The organism is Corynebacterium jamesii, assembly GCF_046097395.1.
Lineage (GTDB): Bacteria > Actinomycetota > Actinomycetes > Mycobacteriales > Mycobacteriaceae > Corynebacterium.
Genome location: NZ_CP175789.1, coordinates 1,091,811 through 1,110,130, shown reverse-complemented (window position 1 = coordinate 1,110,130; position 18,320 = coordinate 1,091,811). Strand labels below are relative to the sequence as shown.

Annotated in this window: 12 protein-coding genes and 1 pseudogene; 7 read left to right on the top strand and 6 right to left on the bottom strand. The window is 60.3% G+C overall.

Annotated elements, in window-relative coordinates; translation table 11 throughout:
• The first annotated feature begins 102 nt into the window (after positions 1-102).
• The 5 genes and pseudogenes from ACKFRT_RS05085 to ACKFRT_RS05065 all read left to right on the top strand — a co-directional run bounded on the left by ACKFRT_RS05085 (position 103) and on the right by ACKFRT_RS05065 (position 7,391).
• Complete coding sequence (locus ACKFRT_RS05085; RefSeq protein ID WP_408925987.1) at positions 103-1,575, top strand: DUF3375 domain-containing protein; 1,473 nt, start codon at positions 103-105, stop codon at positions 1,573-1,575.
• Positions 1,576-2,163 carry a DUF4194 domain-containing protein gene (locus ACKFRT_RS05080; protein WP_034978096.1) on the top strand — a complete coding sequence of 196 codons (588 nt, stop codon included), beginning with the start codon at positions 1,576-1,578 and terminating at the stop codon, positions 2,161-2,163.
• Positions 2,160-5,510, top strand: a complete 3,351-nt coding sequence (locus ACKFRT_RS05075; RefSeq protein WP_408925986.1) for an ATP-binding protein — start codon at positions 2,160-2,162, stop codon at positions 5,508-5,510. Before ACKFRT_RS05080 ends, ACKFRT_RS05075 begins: the two co-directional genes overlap by 4 nt.
• Positions 5,497-6,612 (top strand): DUF3322 domain-containing protein, encoded by a 1,116-nt coding sequence (locus tag ACKFRT_RS05070; RefSeq protein WP_347934146.1) that lies wholly within the window; start codon positions 5,497-5,499, stop codon positions 6,610-6,612. Before ACKFRT_RS05075 ends, ACKFRT_RS05070 begins: the two co-directional genes overlap by 14 nt.
• A gap of 123 nt (positions 6,613-6,735) precedes the next feature.
• Positions 6,736-7,391, top strand: a pseudogene (locus ACKFRT_RS05065) (VIT1/CCC1 transporter family protein).
• A 959-nt stretch (positions 7,392-8,350) separates the two neighbouring features.
• Here the strand turns inward: ACKFRT_RS05065 and glnA are convergent.
• Positions 8,351-9,787, bottom strand: a complete 1,437-nt coding sequence (gene glnA / locus ACKFRT_RS05060) for a type I glutamate--ammonia ligase (protein ID WP_408925985.1) — start codon at positions 9,785-9,787, stop codon at positions 8,351-8,353.
• Positions 9,788-9,941: 154 nt separating this feature from the next.
• Between glnA and ACKFRT_RS05055 the strand changes: the two genes are divergently transcribed.
• A complete protein-coding gene (locus ACKFRT_RS05055) occupies positions 9,942-10,418 on the top strand; it encodes an RDD family protein (RefSeq protein ID WP_408925984.1) in 477 nt (158 codons plus the stop codon).
• A gap of 37 nt (positions 10,419-10,455) precedes the next feature.
• Here the strand turns inward: ACKFRT_RS05055 and ACKFRT_RS05050 are convergent, their stop codons facing one another.
• The 4 genes from ACKFRT_RS05050 to sucB form a co-directional block, all read right to left on the bottom strand.
• Positions 10,456-11,235, bottom strand: coding sequence for a DUF4191 domain-containing protein (locus ACKFRT_RS05050; RefSeq protein WP_408925983.1), 780 nt, complete (start codon positions 11,233-11,235; stop codon positions 10,456-10,458).
• A 117-nt stretch (positions 11,236-11,352) separates the two neighbouring features.
• The gene (gene lipA / locus ACKFRT_RS05045; protein ID WP_408925982.1) at positions 11,353-12,402 is read right to left on the bottom strand and encodes a lipoyl synthase; all 1,050 of its coding nucleotides are present in this window, start codon (positions 12,400-12,402) and stop codon (positions 11,353-11,355) included.
• A gap of 26 nt (positions 12,403-12,428) precedes the next feature.
• Positions 12,429-13,193: a lipoyl(octanoyl) transferase LipB gene (gene lipB / locus ACKFRT_RS05040; protein WP_408925981.1), complete on the bottom strand. Its 765-nt coding sequence runs from the start codon at positions 13,191-13,193 to the stop codon at positions 12,429-12,431.
• 497 nt (positions 13,194-13,690) lie between these two features.
• Positions 13,691-15,886: a 2-oxoglutarate dehydrogenase, E2 component, dihydrolipoamide succinyltransferase gene (gene sucB, locus ACKFRT_RS05035; protein WP_408925980.1), complete on the bottom strand. Its 2,196-nt coding sequence runs from the start codon at positions 15,884-15,886 to the stop codon at positions 13,691-13,693.
• 187 nt (positions 15,887-16,073) lie between these two features.
• Between sucB and ACKFRT_RS05030 the strand changes: the two genes are divergently transcribed.
• Entirely contained in the window at positions 16,074-16,481 is a 408-nt protein-coding gene (locus ACKFRT_RS05030) for an oxidoreductase (RefSeq protein WP_296213646.1), read from the top strand.
• 56 nt (positions 16,482-16,537) lie between these two features.
• Here ACKFRT_RS05030 and ACKFRT_RS05025 read toward each other — a convergent pair whose 3' ends face one another.
• Positions 16,538-18,229 carry a leucyl aminopeptidase gene (locus ACKFRT_RS05025; RefSeq protein ID WP_408925979.1) on the bottom strand — a complete coding sequence of 564 codons (1,692 nt, stop codon included), beginning with the start codon at positions 18,227-18,229 and terminating at the stop codon, positions 16,538-16,540.
• Positions 18,230-18,320 lie beyond the last annotated feature (91 nt).

The following is an 18,320-nucleotide window of genomic DNA, read 5'->3' as shown; positions in this document are numbered from 1 at the left end:
GTGCCAATCTGAGGGCGTGCGCATGAGCATCGAACCCTTAGTTGGCGCCGAGATGTTCGATATTCTTGAATCCTTGTCTGCAGCGCTTGTTAGATTGAGCACATGAATCGGACAACTGTGGTGGCAGATGCGTTGGCGATGATCCGCCTTGCGGACTCGGTACCTGCTTGGGCGATGCTTCGTGCCCATAACGCCCCAGCTGTTCTTTCTGTCTTAAGTGCTGTCTTCCAAGCAGGTAATCGCCAGATCGCCGGATCCGAGCTCACCCTAGCAGTGGAGTCCTTGCTGATCGATATTCGGGAACAGACCAATATGGAGCTGCCCAAGTCAGCCGTGGCTTATATCAATGACTGGGTGAAACTCGGATACCTCACGAGGCGCAGCCCTCAGGGCTCGAGGGAAGAGTTTTACGAGCTCACCACGGACGCGCACGTTGCTATCGACTATGTCCAGCAGTTGATCAGTCCTCAGCGGGTGGTGACCAAATCCCGCCTCGGAACTCTATTCAATAATCTCCAGGATCTGGCGGCTGAAACAGATCCCGACGAAGCGAGAGCGATTGGTCGCCTGGAAGCTCAGCGAGATCAGATCCAAGACCGTATCGACAACATCCGCATGAACGGTGTCGGCGTGATTTCCGACGAAGAGGCAGTGGAGAGGGCACGGGAAATTCTGGCTCTGGCGAGGGATTTGCCCACCGACTTCTCCCGCGTTCGGGAGGAGGTTGAGAATGTCGATCACGAACTCCGAGAATCGCTCGTCGAAGGGCAGCTAAACGCTGGTGAGGTACTGGACAATGTCTTCCGTGGTGTAGATCTGATCGCAGAATCAGAAGCGGGACGGGCATTCAACTCCTTCTATGAGCTTTTCCTTGACCCGGAGCAATCAAAGCAACTCGATGCCGTGATGGATTCAGTGCAATCGCGGGACTTCATGGAGCAGCTCGGCCCGGAAGAGCGGAACGAGATCGCGCAATTGGTAGACATGCTCGATTCCTCTTCGGGACAGGTGCATACTTCGCTCACGGGCCTATCGCGGTCCCTAAGGCGCTTCGTGCAGTCCCGAGAAGCAGAATCGCAGCAGGCCCTCACACGGGCAATCAATCAGGCGCAGCAGCAAGCGCTCGAGCTCGCAAAACGAGGGATCGCGCCCTACGAGAAGATCGGCTACGAGCTCGAGCTGACGACGCGGCAACCGACGTCGCTTTCCAGTTGGGAATTACACAACCCGAAGGAATACCGCATCGAGCGGTCAATGGAAGTCAACGAGTCAGGCGAGATCGACGTCGAACAGATGCGTCGGCGTATCCGGGAATCAGAAATTGACTGGCAGGAACTGCGCGACGCAATCAACGATGTGCTCGGCAGAAAGGGGCAAGCATCGATTCGGGAAGTCTTGGAAGAGCACCCTGCCACTCAGGGGCTAGCGAGTGTGGTGGGGCTCATCAAACTTGCGCATGATCACGGCGAAAGATCCGACGGTACAGAAGTCCTGCAGTGGGAGAGACCAAGCGGGAAAAGGTATCAAGGGCGGTATGAGCGTTTCGAATTTCGGAGGAAGGTTGGGCGCATCTAAATGGAAAACAAACTGTATGAAGGCGACACTGGAACCTTGACAGGCTTGCAGCGTCGTGCCCTGGCGGAACTCATCCGCGGCCCATACGTGTCGAGCGTGAAATCGCCAGATGTGTTTGCTGCGATATCCAACTCACGTGAGATTCTTGCCCAACAGCTGGATAATCTCTTCCTCACTCTCATTCTCGACGAGCATGCAGGGGTTGCCTACACAAAGGCGTGGGAAGCGGATGTCCCTGAAAAGCGTGCGCTGCTACGCAAACAGTCGTTGACTTTTATGGACACGGTGGTGATTCTCCACCTGCGCCGTGAGCTGGTGACGACGAGCCCCAACGAGCGAACCATCGTGGATGAGGGTGAGGTTTTTGAGGCGACCCTGCCGTATCAAGGCCACGCCGGCACGGACAAGTCCACGCAGCGTAAGCGCTTTACTGCAGCGTGGAACAAGCTGAAGAGCTACTCGATTATTGCCAGCACCCCGACCGAGGGGCGTTTCGAGGTGTCCCCGGTGCTGCGCATCATCTTTTCCAGCGAAGAAATCGCCGCTGTCACCGAGTCTTTCCGAGCTCTCCTGGAGGAAGAACAATGACGACGACTCTGCCTGGCCAATTCCGACTCTCCCAAATCCAGGTTTATAACTGGGGAACATTCGACAACCTTCACTGTGTCGAGGTGCCGCGGGAGGGCTTCCTCATCACAGGCCCTTCAGGTTCCGGTAAGTCGACGCTGATTGATGCGATCTCGACGATTCTTGTTCCGCCCGGCAAGATTCGTTTCAACGCTGCGGCTGATAACCAAGCACACTCGGGCCGTAACTTGGTTACCTACTGCCGCGGTGCCTGGCGCCGCGAGCACTCGATCGAGGCGGACGAACTTACGCAGTCCTACCTTCGAACAGGTGCGACGTGGACGGGCGTCGCTCTACGCTATAGCGATGGGGCAGGGGAGACCGTAACCGCTTGCCGGTTGATGTTTTTGCCCGCTAACGCCTATTCGCGCCAGGAAATCACGGATCTTTACATTTTGCTCCCTCGGGCCGCCGATCTGACAGAGTTTGAGGATCTGGCACAGAAGAACTTGCCGGTTAGTGAGGCGAAGAAGACATACAGCGATGCCCTGCACGTCAGTCGAAATCATCCGAAGTTCAGTTTGGCGCTGCGCCGAGCGGTGGGGATCGCCGATGCCGGTGCTTTGGACCTGCTGAACCGAACGCAATCGGCTAAAACGCTCGGCGATCTTAATCACTTGATGCGTACCTTTATGCTGCCCGAACCAGAGACCTTCGAGATCGCGGAGCAAGCAGCGGAGAATTTCACAGACCTCCGAACGGCGTATGAGTCGGTGGTGAAAACTCGTGAACAGATTGAGCAACTGGCACCGGTGCGCGTGGCAGCAGAGAAGCGTGCAAGGGTCGAAAACAGGCTGACCACGGTAAAGGAGGACCGAGACGGCGTCGAAACCTTCGTCGACGAGTGGCGGCAGCGTTTCGCCGAACAGGAGCGGGATCAGTGGACTTCCGAGATTAAGACAGTCAGCGCGAAGATTGAAGAAGCCACCGGGGTTCGAGATGCACACCGGGCGCAAGCAGATCAACTGCGCACGTTGATTCATGGAGCGCAGGATTCTGCCTTGGTTTCTGCACAGGCTCGGCGTGACCGTTTGCAGGACCGGCTGGAGCGAGTGACCAAAGAGGAAGAGGCATTCAATTCCCGGCTCAAATCCATTGGGGCTGCAAAGCCCGGCAGTGTCGAGGAATTCACCAACCTTGTGCTGCAGTTGCGTGAAGAGCGGAAGCGGTTGAGTGCTGCATATGAAACAGAATACGTAAAGCTGGGTCAGGCGCACGTGCGCGTTTACGAGCTGGGCGAGAACAAGGACAAGCTGGTCGCGGAGCTTGAGGCTTTGCGAAAATACGAATCGGCCATGGATAACCGGTTGCTCCGTGCGCGAGCCTTGATTGCAGAGAAGTCTGGAGTGCGGGAGTCTGACCTTCCATTCATTGCAGACCTCGTGAGTATGAAGCCTGGTGAAGACCATTGGCAAGGAACTGCAGAGCGAGTGATGGGCGGGTTTGCCCGGCGGATCCTTGTCCCAGACGAGCACTATGACCAGGTTTCTTCAGCTATCGATGACACCTATCTCGGTGCGAAAGTGAGCTACACCAGGTTCACCCGGGATCTGGAAGAACAGCGCCCGTCCCGTTTCGTACCGAACTCACTGGGGCTGAAAATCAACGTAAAGTCCGGGCGGTATCACGACTGGATCCAGACCCAACTTTCTACGAAGTTCGATTACTTATGCTGCGGCTCTGTGGAAGAGTTTCGTGCTGCCCGGCGGGCGGTGACTGCAAAGGGTCAGGTGAAACATAACCGCAACGATCACATTAAGGATGATCGCCGCCGAATCGATGACCGTTCGAACTGGGTGCTGTGGGGCAATCTCGCTGACAAGATCGATGCCCTTCAAACAGCGGTGCGCGACATCGTGGCGAAACTTGAAGACGCTGAACGGCGACGCAAGGCCATCGCGGCCGGCCAGGAGAAAAGGCGTGCCCAAATAGCCACGATCGAGCGGCTATTGGAGACGGAACGTTTTCAGGATATCGATGTGTCATCGGTGACCCAGGAGCTTGCAGAAGCCCAGCGAGTCGTTGATGAACTCACTGATGGAAACGCGGAGCTGGCTGAACTGAAAGCGAGGTTGAAGGGCGTGGAAGCTACTCTCGACAAAGTCGAGGAGCAGGTCATGGCACAGCGGAACCAGCTTAGTGTCTCCAAAGTTCGCCTGGAGCAGGCAGAAGAAACGCTTGAGAAGATTCGGAATCGCCGAGGTGGGAAGACCGTCTCTGAGGACGTTGCGACCCGTCTGACAGAACGTTGCACGGCTATCGACCGCACCATTCGGCCCGATAACATCGATGCGCTCAACAATCGCCTCATTCGTGGTATCGAAGATCAGCTTGCAGACCTCAATGCGCACTTCACCAAATATTGTGGTGATCTGGTCAACGCAATGAACCTTTACTTGGTGCGCTGGCCTGATCGGGCGGGTGACCTCAAGGCGGATATGGAGTGGGAGCAGGACTTTCTTCGGGAACTGGGCAGGCTTGAAGCAGACGACTTGCCCCGTTTTGAACAGCGTTTCCGGGACATGCTGCAAGACGAAACCCACAAGCATCTGGGTCGGCTGCGCCGTTTAATCCGTGACGCGACAGCGAAGACTCGCAGCTCGATCCAGATGATTAATGATTCACTTGCGGAAGTCGAGTTCTATCCGGGTGCTTACCTGACGATCGAGGTGAGGGAGGCACAGCCCGCGATCGCCCGCAATTTCGTTGAACTTCTGGATTCCGCACTAGCAGGGATTATCAATGAAGCTGATCAGGAGGAGAGCGAGCACCGATTCCATAAGCTGCAGGCGGTGATCGACGCAGTGACGGTCTCGGACGGTACGACAACTCGTGATCGCCAGTTGCGTCTGGATACGAGGCAACACGTGAAGTTCCTGGGAGTGGAATACAGCGAGGATGGAACGCGCGGTGCGGTCTATGACTCGTCGGAAGGACTCTCGGGCGGCCAAGCCCAAAAGCTGTCCTCCTTCTGCCTGGCTGCAGCCTTGCGTTACAGGCTGACTGGGATGGGGTTGCCAGCCGCACAAGAAAAGAAATCCATTGTCCGGGTGGGGGAGGATATTTATCCGCGATTCGGCACGATCGTTCTGGATGAAGCTTTTGATCGTGCGGATGCGGAGTTCACTCGGGCTGCGATGGAGGCCTTTCGCCGCTTTGGTTTCCACATGATTCTGGCCACGCCCGAGAAGCTGCTGCAGACCGTGCAGGACTACATCGGGGGTGTGCTGATGGTGGAATGCCCAGACCGGAAGCGATCGCGAACGAGTTCTCTGACGATCGAGGAGGTCCAGGATGAAGACTCCTGATCAGGTGCGCCAACGCGCTGCGGTCTTTTATTCACGTAACCACCGCAGCTGGTTGGCCGGGGAATTCAAGATGCTGACCATCAACCTGGATCCGCCGACTGGAAGGTCGGCAGAGCGTGATGACGGCGCTGCCGTGAGAGCCTGGGTGGCACAGTGGAACCGCAGTTCAATTACCGTCGAGTGGGAGGATAAAAAGCTCAGCTATTTGGGGACTTATTCGCTGCCCCGGCGAGTTGTTCTCGCGGACGCGGATACTGCGGCTCGCGTGGCCGGCAAACTCGATCATTGGCAACGCCTCCGCACGGTCTTGGACCGTTTCTGCACGGAATTGGGGGAGAGCGTTCGACCTGAGCTCATCAGGCAACTTTCTGCGTGGGACGACTGGAATGATACGACTGTGGAGCAGTTCATTGCTGTTGTCCGGTGGGTTCACGAGCACGAGGTCAGCGACTTTTATATTCGCGAATTGCCAATCTTTGGTGTCGATAGCAAATGGTTCGAGGCACACAGGGCGGTCGTTGAAGCGGTGGTCGGGCCACTGAACTTCAAGCCGAAGCCCCAGTTGGTGGAGGTCCGCAGCCTTGACCCGACACTGGGAATTGGCGGTTTTCGGCACTTGGCATGTCCGGCGGCAGAACTCCGTGAGATCCCGGGGGCGCGAGTTCTTATCGTTGAAAATCACCAGAGTTTCCTTGCCTTGCCAGACTTGCCCGCGACGGTCGCGATCTTCGGTGGTGGATTGAACGCTGCCAGGATCGTCCAGCAGATGCCATCGCTAGAGGCGAAGCAAGTTCTTTATTGGGGAGATCTAGATTCGCATGGTTTCTATATCCTGGAACTCGTCAGGCGATACGTGCCTCATGCGCGATCTGTCCTCATGGACCTGGATACGGTTCGTGACCACGTTGATCTTGCGGTGGAAGAACCGCAACCTAGCCGGTTCGAGCCTGAGCTGTTGAGCTACGGGGAGCGCTTGGCATTGGACTATCTCCGGGGGCGTTCTGCGGGCGGGTGCTTGCGCGTTGAGCAGGAAAGAATCTTGTTTGACTATGCGCAGCAGCAGCTGCGTCGGGCAGTGAGTTCCAGTGGGACTGGTGCATAGCAGCGGCAGTAGACCCGGAGCTTGTGAATCAGTCGGCTAATATTCCGCTCATGAGGAAAACCACCCTTTTCCACTGTTCCCGGCGCTCACCAGGAGCTTCACGACGCCGGTGATGCAGCGAAGATGAACTCCCTGCGTGCCGGAGTTTTGGGCGCCAACGACGGCATTGTTTCCGTTGCTGCCCTGCTTATCGGCATGATTGCCACCGGCGCGGGAGATAAGGCCATCTTGATGGCGGGCCTGGCTGCCACCATTGCAGGCGCGGTGTCCATGGCTTTGGGGGAGTTTGTGTCCGTGTCCGCTCAGCGGGACTCCGAGCAGTTCTTGGTGGCCAAGGAGAGGCAGGAGTTGCGGGAGGCTCCCGAGGAGGAGCTGGAGGAACTCGCGGGGATTCTTTCCGGCTACGGCATTAACCGGGATACAGCTCTCGAAGCTGCCCGGGAAATCCATAAGGAGGATGCCCTGCGAGCCCACTTGCAGCTGGAATTGGGCATTGACCAGAACGAGCTGACCAGTGCGTGGGCTGCAGCATTCTTCTCCGCGCTGTCCTTCCTGGCTGGTGCAGCCCTGCCGATGGCTTCGGTGTTCCTGGCGCCGACGGGCACGCAGGCATGGGGGTCACCGCAGTGACGATTTTCTCGCTGGCGCTGACGGGGCTGATTTCGGCGAAGATCGCCGGCACGAGCGTAGGTCGTTCGATGGTCCGCCTGGTCATCGGTGGCGGCCTGGGCCTGGCGCTCACGTACGGTGCTGGCGCGCTGTTCGGTGGAGTGGCTTAAGAGCCGCAACTTCGACGAGGCATCGGCCCCAGTGCGGGGGCGTGCCGGACACTGAGTGAGGTCAGTCACGGGGCATAACCGGAGGAAATTTGGCGCCGCGTCGATTCCGAGAGGCCACTGGAGGGTGGCGCTGTGCCAAGCTAGTTCTGTCCCGCCCGCTGGGCCTTGAGGCGCAGATTCGCACAGACCTGGGGAGCGTTGTACTCGCCCGAATTACAGCGAGCCAGCTGTTGCTTCTCGCCACTGGTCAAACTCGGAGCTCCATTAGGAGCAGTACCGTAGCCACAGCGGTAGGCGGGGCAGTCGGGGCTTGCTCCCTGATTACCCATCGGTGGTTGCTTTTGCACTGGAGAAGTGGCTCTGGGTTGATTAGCTGGAGCCTGCTCCTCTGGCTGCGTGTTCTCTTCGGCAGCAGGGCTACTCTGCTGCGCGGGTTCCGGCGTACTGGTGACTGTGGTGGGCGGGGGCGGTGTGTCCTCGGGCGCACTGGTAACCGTGGCGGTCTCTGGTTCTGAGCTCTCGGACTCGCTAGAAGGAGCGCTGGTGACAGTAGTGGTGGACGGTTCAGCGGTTGTGTCTTCACCGCCGCAAGCGGTGAGGCCGAAAACGCTGATGAGGCTGAGGGCGAAAACTGGAGTGAGGAGTGTACGACGACGAGTGGTGATCACGTGGTGCTTTTCGTTGAGTGACAAGCACAGCTTAAAGTCCCACCCACCACTTCTCATCTTGATTTTCAGTTCGACGCAATAGTTCCTTCGCCGGCGCCTTCAAACCAACCTGTTCTGTTGAGCAGGGGAGAGGGCGAGTGAATAATACCCTTCGAACGACATCCACGAGGTGGCGTCATAAAAATAAAAACGGTGACAACCTGCCAACTAGCAGGTCATCACCGCTTGCTTTGCGCCACCAGCCGATAAGCAGCCGGCGGCGTCAAAAAGCTAGAGCAGCTTAAGCAGCAACTAGCAGTCGAAGTACATCTCGAACTCCTGCGGCGTCGGGCGCAGGCGAACAGGTGCGATCTCGTTGTCGTACTTGTAGGCGATGTAGGTGTCGATCAGGTCGTCGGTGAACACGCCGCCCTCGGTCAGGAACTCGTTGTCCTCCTCCAGAGCCTTCAGGGAAGCCTCCAGGCTGGTCGGAGCCTGCGGAATATCCTTAGCCTCCTCCGGCGGCAGCTCGTACAGGTCCTTATCGACCGGAGCGTGCGGCTCAATGCGGTTCTTCACGCCGTCCAGGCCAGCCAGCATCATCGCGGCGAAGCCGAAGTACGGGTTACCACTCGGGTCCGGAGCGCGGAACTCGATGCGCTTCGCCTTCGCGTTGGAGCCCGTGATCGGGATGCGGACTGCAGCGGAACGGTTACGCTGCGAGTACACCAGGTTAATCGGAGCCTCGAAGCCCGGAACCAGACGGTGGTAAGAGTTCAGCGTCGGGTTCGTGAAGGCCAGCACAGCGCCAGCGTGCTTCAGGATGCCGCCGATGTAGTAGCGGGCAATGTCGGACAGGCCGGCGTAACCGGACTCGTCGTAGAACAGCGGCTCGCCGTCCTTCCACAGGGACTGGTGAGCGTGCATACCCGAACCATTGTCGCCAGCCAGCGGCTTCGGCATGAAGGTCGCGGACTTGCCGGCCTGCCAAGCAGTGTTCTTGATGATGTACTTGAAGGACTGCAGGTCATCCGCAGCGTGCAGCAGGGTGTTGAACTCGTAGTTGATCTCCTGCTGGCCGCCGGTGCCGACCTCGTGGTGCGCGCGCTCCAGCTTGAAGCCAGCGTTTGCCAGGTTGCGGGACATATCGTCGCGCAGGTCCTGGTAGTGATCGTACGGTGCGACGGGGAAGTAGCCGCCCTTCATGCGGGTCTTGTAGCCCAGGTTCGGGGTGCCGTCCGGGTTGACCTCCGCACCGCGGTTCCACCAACCCTCAACGGAGTCCAGCTCGTAGAACGCACGGTTCGTGTCCGTCTCGAAGCGAGCGGAGTCGAACAGGTAGAACTCTGCCTCAGCACCGAAGAAGCAGGTATCCGCAATGCCCGTGGAGGACAGGTACTGCTCCGCCTTGCGGGCAACGTTACGCGGGTCGCGGGAGAACGGCTCGCGGGTAAAAGGATCGTGGACGAAGAACTTCACGTTCAGCGTCTTAGCCTTGCGGAACGGATCGATCCGGGCAGTCTGCAGATCTGGCAGCAGGTTCATGTCCGACTCTTCAATGGTCGTGAACCCACGGACGGACGAACCGTCGAAGGCCAAGCCCTCCTCAATCGCATCCTCGTCGAATTCCGAAGCAGGGATGGTGAAGTGCTGCTCGATACCGGGCACATCGGTGAAGCGAACGTCCACGAACTCGACGTCGTTGTCCTTGATGTACTTGACGACTTCTTCTGCACTCTTGAATGACACTGTAATTTCTTCCGTTCCTTGCAGTGGGAATCTCAAACTGTTGCGACAACATATAAAAGCAACACCATTGATCCTACGCATACTGGGCGAAGGTTCAGGCAAAAATATACAAAATTGTGCCACCAACTTGGGGGAAGCTAGGCTCTAAACCATCATGAGTGAATCGCGTAGCTGGCTTGAAGGCCCCCTAGTACCAGGCGAAAACGAAGATCTCGCCGAACTCAGCCCGTACCCCGGCGCACGCCTGGGGCTGCCCAAGGAAGGCCCGGGCTCGCTATCCCCGCTGTTCCCCCGACTCGGCGCCCTACTGATCGACTGGTTGGCCTGCTACGGCCTGGCCTGGTTCGTCGTCTCTATGACGAGTGCGCTGGGTGATTCCGCCACCGCCGCGATGATCTTCTTCGTTGTGTGGCGCGTGCTCACCGTCTGGCTGTTCGCTCAGTCGCCGGGGCACGCCATCGTGGGGCTCGGCGTGGCACGCATCGACCAGCCGGATGAGCGCGTGGGCCTGTGGCGGTCTGTAGTGCGCACACTGCTGACGGTCTTCCTGTTCCCCCCGATCATCCAGGACACTGACGGCCGCGGTATGCACGACCGCGCCACCGGCACGGCCGTTATTCGCACGCGCTAGGCGGTACTTGGCCCGCACCAGGCGCTTGTTTCTAGAACTACTTCTTTCCGCGCTGTGCCGCGCGGCGGGCACGGCGATTCATGCCGGACATCTTGGCGCCCTTCGGCACCGGACCCTTCGGCATGTTGTTACTCGGGTTGCTTAGTCGCGAAATGGACTCGACCTTGGAATTAAGGGCGTCTACCTCATTCTTCTTAACGTTGCGCGGCAGGCGCATCAAGTGGTTCTGCAGCTTCTTTACCGGCACCTGGCCCTCGTCTTCGCCGACGACCACGTCGTAGATCGGGGTCTTGCCCACGATGCGCGCGAGCTTCTTGCGCTCCTGCGCCATCATTGGCTTGAGGCGGTGCGGTGCACCCTCGCCGACCAGCACGATGCCGGGGGTGCCTACCACGCGGTGCACTGCGTCCATGTGGGTGTTGGACGCCACACCAGGCTCCGTGATCCACTTCATGCCTACGCCATCACGCATGTTGGTCAGAGCCCATGCGGCGGCTCCGGCCTCGCCCTCAATCTGGTCGTACACGCCGGACTGCAGACGGCGGGAGAACACCCACATCGCCGCAATCACACCGATCATGATGCCGACGATCAGGTTCAGCCACCACCAGCCGAAAACTAGGCTGAGCAGCAGCAACAGCACAACGGGAATCAGGAAAGCCAACACCATGAACGGAATCAGCTTCTTATCCCGCCCCTTTTGCAGCTTAAAGGCCTGCCACAGCTGGGAGCGCGTTTGCTTGCGCTGCTCCTTCTTGGCAGCCTTGGCGGCCTTCTTGTCTTCCTTGACCCTTACGTCCTTTTTATCCTTCGCCATGGGATCAACAATAAGGCATGAATAAAGGCGGGGCGAAAGTGCCCCGCCGTGATGCTCCTGGCCACGCGCAGCCTCAGCGCCAGCGCACACTAGCCTAAGCGCCAGCGCATCGCGCAGCTAGCGACGCGACGCAGTCACCGGCGTATCTTCCGACGCACCGTAGCGCTCCAGCAGGGTAGAGGCCTCCTGCGAAGTGGTGGAATCCAGAGTCTCCTCCAGGTGCTTTAAGTTCTCCGGAATAGCCTCGCCGCGCGCCTGCTTAGCCTGGGCGTACAGGCGACCCGCGCGGTAGGAGGAACGCACCAATGGGCCGGACATAACGGCCTTGATGCCAAGCTCGTACGCAGCGTCGGAGTGCTTCATGAACTCCTCCGGCTTCACCCACCGCTCAATCGGGTGGTGCATGGAGGACGGGCGCAGATACTGCGTAATCGTCAGGATGTCGGTGCCAGCGTCGGCCAGGTCCTTAATGGCAGCGCGAACCTCCTCCTTCTTTTCACCCATGCCCAGGATCAGGTTGGACTTCGTCACCAGGCCGTAGTCGTGCGCAGCCTGGATGACCTCCAGAGAACGCTCGTACTTGAACGCCGGGCGGATGCGCTTAAAAATGCGCGGCACAGTCTCCAGGTTGTGTGCGAACACCTCGGGCTGGGAGTCGAAGACGACCTTCAGAAGCTCCGGGCGGTTGGAGAAGTCCGGCGTTAGGTTCTCCACACCCGTGTTCGGGTTGAGCTCGTGGATCTTCTTCACGACCTCGGCGTATAGCCATGCGCCCTCGTCATCCAGGTCGTCGCGAGTCACGCCGGTGATGGTGGCGTAGCGCAGACCCATCTCGCGGACATTCTCCGCCACGCGGCGCGGCTCGTCCAGGTCCAGCGGGGACGGGCGGCCGGACTTAATCTGGCAGAAATCGCAGCGGCGCGAGCACGTATCGCCTCCGATGAGGAACGTCGCCTCGCGGTCTTCCCAGCACTCGTTGATGTTCGGGCAGCCGGCCTCTTGGCACACGGTGTGTAGGCCAGCGCCCTTCACGCGATTCTTGATATCCCGATACTCCGGTCCGACCTTCGCGGTCGTGCGGATCCACCGAGGCTTCGACTCGATGGGGGTTTCGGCATTCTTCGCCTCGATGCGGAGCATCCGGCGTCCATCTGCGGTCACACTCATGCCGACTAGCCTACGCCGGGGGATACTTAAGAATCCACCTGCAAGTCGCCGTTGAGAGCGTCGACGAGGTGCCTGGCCAGCAGCGAGTGGGCGTCCGACACACTAACGTCGTGCCCCAGCTCCTCGGTGAGGGTCGTGACCCCCGCATCGGCCAGCCCACAGGGCACGATGTGGTCGTAGTATTCCATGGTGTTGTCGCAGTTCAGGGATACTCCGTGCATGGTCACGCCGCGGGTGACGCGGATGCCGATCGCGGCGATCTTACGCGCGGGCTTAAGCTCATTATTTACGACGCCCGCAGGCAGCCACACGCCCGAACGCCCCTCTACGCGGCCGGTGCCTGGGAGGCCTAGGTCTTCGCAGGTCTGGATTAGCGCCTGTTCGAGGCGGCGCACATAGTCGACTACGTCCACCGGATCGGCCAGCTGAATGATGGGGTAGGCAACGAGCTGGCCGGGTCCATGCCAGGTGATGCGGCCTCCGCGGTCGACGTCGACGACTGGGAGGCCGTTGGTGGGGCGATCGGATTCCTCGGTGCGCTTGCCGGCAGTGTATGTCGGCGGGTGCTGGAGTAGCAGGATGGTGTCTGGGATTTTGCCTTCGGCACGCTGGGCGGCGAGGTCTGCCTGGAGGTGCCAAGTGGCCTCGTAGTCAACGGTGCCGAGTTCGCGGATGTCGATGTCGGCTGCGGAGGCGGAGCTGGCTGTAGTGGGGTTGGTGGCGGAGCTGGCTGCGATGGGGCTAGTGGCGCCAGTATTTGCTTTGCGGATGCTGCCTTGCTGGAATCCCATGGTGGCGATGATACTCCAGTGGTGCTGCGGTGCTGCCGAGTGCCCGATGGTGGCGCTGATGCTGGCGCCTCCGGTGGTCAGCGCCTGCTGGAGGCCGCTAAATGTCGGAAAAGTTGCATTTTCTCAAACCGGGATCGGTTTCCACTTTTCCAAAAACGCCCTGACCTGCGCATATTCATAATTGAAAACCTTTAGCATTAACAAACTGCAACTTTTCCGACATTTAAGGGCTCTGGAGGCTGCTCGTGGGGGATTTTGCGGTAGGAGGGAGAGCTCCAGAGGTGGGTATAGAGCTAGGTCTGCTGAATGAGGTAACCCGATCTACTGCGCCGAGCTACCGTCCGGAGCCCCTGTCCCGAGCTACTGTGCCGAGCTACCGCCCGTGGCAATTCGGCACCCAACAAAACAAAATGCCGACCCCGCAGGTAACGGGGCCGGCGTTGCGCCTGGTCAGTTGGCTTAAAGCTGTAGCTGGCTGGCTGCAGCTAGAGCCTAACTTAGAGCTCCAGATCCTCGGTGAAGTCCGAGTTCTCCAGGCGGTCGCGCAGGGTGGACATGAAGCGGCCTGCGTCAGCGCCGTCGATGACCTGGTGGTCGTAGGTCATAGGCAGGAAGACCATCTGGCGAATAGCGATGGCCTCTCCGTCGGCCTCACTCAGAACAACCGGGCGCTTCACGATGGCGCCGGTGCCGATCATGGCGGCCTGCGGCGGAACCAGAATCGGAGTATCGGTCAGGGCGCCTTCAGAGCCGATGTTGGTGATGGTGAAGGTGCCGCCGGATAGATCGTTCGGCTTCAGCTTCTTGTTGCGTGCGCGGTCAGCGATGTCCACGATGGCCTTGGCCAGCTCCGGCAGGGACATGTCCTGCGCGTCGTGGATAACCGGGCTCAGCAGGCCAGCCTCCGTGTCGACGGCGATGCCCAGGTTCACGTGCTCGTGGTAGGTCATCTCCTTGGTCTTCGCGTTGTAGGAAGCGTTGACGTTCGGGTGGGAGATCAGGGCCTCGACGGCAGCCTTTGCGAAGAACGGCAGGTAGGTCAGGTTCACGCCGTGCTTGTCGGCGAAAGCCTGCTTGTTGGCCTTGCGCAGCTCGGCAACGCGAGTCATGTCCACCTCGTGGACCTGGGTCAGCTGGGCTGCAGCGTGCAGGGAATCCAGGGTGGTCTTCGCGGTGATCTCGCGGATGCGGCTGACCTTCTTGACGGTGCCACGCAGCTCCTGCTTAGCCGGGTCAACCTTGTAGGAGGATGCACGCGGGCCCGCCGGGGAAGCGGACTTCGCAGAAGAATCAGATGCAGCGGAGCCAGATGCGGAGGTGCCTTCCGCTGCGGCCAGGATGTCCTGCTTGCGGATACGGCCGCCGACGCCGGTTCCTTCAACGCTCGACAGGTCGACGCCATGCTTCTCAGCCAACTTGCGTACCAGCGGAGTGACGTACGGCAGGTTGCCCTCGGCCGGCTTGGACTGCTTCGCTGCCGGCTTGGAGGACTTTGCTTCAGACTTGGTCTCGGTCTTGGCCTCAGCCTTCTCCTCGGCCTGCTTAGCCTCGGCCTTCTTTTCTTCCTGCTTAGGCTCAGCCTTCTTTGGCTCCGGCTTGTCTTCCTTCTTCTCGTCAGCCTTGTCGGCCGTGTCTTCGTCGGCCTTGGGCTTGGCGGAGCCTGCGGCTGCGTTTTCGTCGCCGATGCGGGCGATGACTTCGCCGACGTCGATGGTGTCGTCCTCGTTGGCCAGGATTTCTACCAGGGTGCCTGCGACCGGGGAGGGGATTTCGGTGTCGACCTTGTCGGTGGAGACCTCGAGCAGTGGCTCGTCGACCTCGACCTTGTCGCCGACCTTCTTCAGCCACTGGGTGATGGTGCCCTCGGTGACGGATTCGCCGAGCTCTGGCATGGTAACGTCCTCGGCCTCGCCGGAACCGGCGGACTCGGAAGCAGAGCCAGAGTCGTCGGAGGACTCGGAAGAATCAGAGGAGTTGGCGGACTCGTCGGAGCTGGTCTCGCTGGAGTCGGAGGAATCAGCGGACTCCTCGTCGGCCTTGTCCTCGTCGGCCTTGGGCTTGGCGGAGCCAGCGGCTGCGTTTTCGTCGCCGATGCGGGCGATGACTTCGCCGACGTCGATGGTGTCGTCCTCGTTGGCCAGGATTTCTACCAGGGTGCCTGCGACCGGGGAGGGGATTTCGGTGTCGACCTTGTCGGTGGAGACCTCGAGCAGTGGCTCGTCGACCTCGACCTTGTCGCCGACCTTCTTCAGCCACTGGGTGATGGTGCCCTCGGTGACGGATTCGCCGAGCTCTGGCATGGTGACGTCCTCGGCCTCGCCGGAACCGGCGGACTCGGAAGCGGAACCAGACTCCGCACCAGACTCCTCGGAAGCGTCGGCCTCGTCACCCTCGGCCGCTTCGCTGGAGTTGTCGTCGTTGGAGCTGTCGGCGTCCGAACCAGAAGGCTCCTCGCCCTCCTCACCGATCTCGGCGATAACGGCGCCAACGTCCACAGTGTCGTCCTCGTCGGCGATGATCTTTAGCAGCACACCACTCGCAGGGGAAGGAATCTCCGTATCAACCTTGTCGGTCGATACCTCCAGCAACGGTTCGTCGACGGAGACCTTGTCTCCGACCTTCTTCAGCCACTGAGTAACGGTGCCCTCGGTTACGGACTCGCCCAGTTCGGGCATTTCGACGGAGTACGCCATGGTGTTTGAAGCTCCTCAAGCTAAACGGATATCAGCTGTGGTTATTTGGTTGAAATACTACCTAAGTCTACGCGCCTTGACTCTGCGCCGTCGCGCACCCCTCACCCCTGCCTTTTTGATGACGCCTCCTCACCGACTCCGCACACCGTTGGGGAACCGCCGGGTAGGTGAACTAGAATCGCTTAGCGTGTTTAATCTTTTCGGCCGGAACAAAAACAGCTCCACCCGACCGCCGCGTGCGCCGGGGGAGACGATCCGCCCCAAGGACCTGAATTACCTGCAGGAGTGGGCCGGTTCCCGCCGGGGTGTGGAGGGCTTCGTAGAGCCGGAAACTATCGTCAACGAGATGTCTGTGGTGCTCGTCGATAGCGAGGGTGAGTGGACGCGCCGCCGCATCGGCGGGCCGAAGGGTATCGATAAGGTAGCCCACACCGTCGGTATTCCGCTGTACTTCGCGGAGGAAACCGGATACCCGCAGCGGATGCGCGATCGTATTGAGCGGGACCGGATGATTAAGAAGCGTTTGGAGCAGCGCGAACGGCGCGCTCAGTTCGAGCGGCGCCGCGCCGAGCAGGAGGGGCAAGCAGGCGACTAGGGGGTCAGCGCCAGCTCACTGGCTCCAGCCCTTGAGGGCGGGCCAGCTCACCGGCTCTAGCCCTTGAGGGCGATGTCTTCCAGCGCCGCGATGATGGTGCGCACCGGCGAGCCGGTGGCGCGCTTGGGGGTGTAGCCGTGCGGGGCACCGTCGTTGTAGGCCGGGCCCGCGACGTCGATGTGTACCCACTGCACGCCCTCGGATACGAAGTTTTGCAGGTAGTGGCCAGCCACGGACATGCCACCCCAGCGGTTACCGGAGATGTTCTTGATGTCCGCCACGTCCGACTTCAGCGCCTCGCCCAGCTCCGTAGGCAGGGGCATAGGCCAGCCGGCATCGCCCACGCGCTGGGAAATCATCGCCACGCGGTCGCGGAAGTCCATAGAGCCCATGATGCCCGGCGTACGGTCGCCCAGCGCCACCATCTGCGCGCCGGTCAGGGTGGCGGTCTCGATCAGGTAGTCCGGTTTGTCCTCGCAGGCACGCACGATCGCATCTGCCAGCACCAGGCGGCCTTCAGCGTCGGTGTTCAGCACCTCGGTGGTGGTGCCACCGTAGTGGCGCAGCACATCGCCCGGGCGGGTGGCTTCTCCGCCGGGCATGTTCTCTGCCAGCGGGACGGTGGCGGTGACGTGCACCGGAATGTTCAGCTCAGCGGCGGCGATCACCGCCGCCACGACGGCCGCGGAGCCACCCATGTCAGAGATCATGTTCCACATCTTCGCCGGCGGCTTCAGGGAAATCCCGCCGGTATCGAACGTGATGCCCTTGCCGACCAGTGCCACACGCGGGGAATCTTCGGCAATCTTGTCCGGGTTGTAGTCCAGGCGCACCAGGCGCGGCCCGCGCGCCGAGCCCTGGCCCACGCCCAGGATGCCGCCGAAACCTTGCTCCTCCAGTGCGGCCTCGTCCAGCACCTCCACGGTCACGTCCGCGTGTTCCGCGGCTGCCGCGATGATGTTCGCGTAGCTCTCCGGGTACAGCACGTTAGATGGGGTATTAACCAGGTCGCGTGCCAGCGCCACCGCACGCACAGTAGCTAGGGCGTGCTCTAGGGTGTCCGCCGGATCCTCGGCAGTCAGCACCTCAATCGACTCGACCGCCGGGGTAGGGGCGGTGGTCTTCAGCCCGCGGTATTCGTAAGCGCCCAGAGCGTGGCCGACTAGTGCGGCCTCGGCACCCAGCAGGCCCAGGGCACTCACTACTCGCGCGCCGCGCGGCTCGCCCTCGCTCTGGTGGGGCTTCTTAATGCTTCGAGACGCCACGCCTGCGGCCACGCGAACGTCTTCCGCCGAAACCTCATCGGCCGGCCCCATACCGATTGCCAGGATCTTCTCCGGGCCGGTGGATCCAGCGCCGGCCTCGATAACACCCTCCACCGTGCCCGGCTCCTGGGTGGATTCTTGCACCTGAGCGGACAGGTTTCCGGTGGCCACAACCTCGCTGCGCGACTCGGCCGGAAGGTTAGGAACCACCGTCACCTCGCCAGCCGTTCCCGTGGCGCCGACGGAGATCAGCAGCTTCCACATTTCCAGCTGCTGTTCGGCCGTAAGGGCGTCGATAGGAGCACCAGTAAGCTCCAGACCCGCCTCGCCTTCGAAGACCGGGATGACCAGCGTATCGATCACCGAAGGTGTCTCGGTCGCGTTATCGTCAAGCGCGGAATCGGTCTGCACCAAAGACACCTGCGGGATGTAGCCGCGGGAGGGCAGGCCGGCGATGGGCGCGGAAGAGTTGGTGGCGGTCATAGTGGGATCGACTGCTCCTTATTAATAACTACTAATCGGGCGAAGCCTTCAAAATCTGAATTCGCTGGTTTAACTCTACCCAGAAACGCGG

Bases quoted from the DNA above. Each gene is read 5' to 3' on its own strand.
- ACKFRT_RS05085 (WP_408925987.1), top strand. From the start codon at position 103: ATGAATCGGACAACTGTGGTGGCAGATGCGTTGGCGATGATCCGCCTT.
- ACKFRT_RS05080 (WP_034978096.1), top strand. From the start codon at position 1,576: ATGGAAAACAAACTGTATGAAGGCGACACTGGAACCTTGACAGGCTTG.
- ACKFRT_RS05075 (WP_408925986.1), top strand. From the start codon at position 2,160: ATGACGACGACTCTGCCTGGCCAATTCCGACTCTCCCAAATCCAGGTT.
- ACKFRT_RS05070 (WP_347934146.1), top strand. From the start codon at position 5,497: ATGAAGACTCCTGATCAGGTGCGCCAACGCGCTGCGGTCTTTTATTCA.
- ACKFRT_RS05055 (WP_408925984.1), top strand. From the start codon at position 9,942: ATGAGTGAATCGCGTAGCTGGCTTGAAGGCCCCCTAGTACCAGGCGAA.
- ACKFRT_RS05050 (WP_408925983.1), bottom strand. From the start codon at position 11,235: ATGGCGAAGGATAAAAAGGACGTAAGGGTCAAGGAAGACAAGAAGGCC.
- lipA (WP_408925982.1), bottom strand. From the start codon at position 12,402: ATGAGTGTGACCGCAGATGGACGCCGGATGCTCCGCATCGAGGCGAAG.
- lipB (WP_408925981.1), bottom strand. From the start codon at position 13,193: ATGGGATTCCAGCAAGGCAGCATCCGCAAAGCAAATACTGGCGCCACT.
- sucB (WP_408925980.1), bottom strand. From the start codon at position 15,886: ATGGCGTACTCCGTCGAAATGCCCGAACTGGGCGAGTCCGTAACCGAG.
- ACKFRT_RS05025 (WP_408925979.1), bottom strand. From the start codon at position 18,229: ATGACCGCCACCAACTCTTCCGCGCCCATCGCCGGCCTGCCCTCCCGC.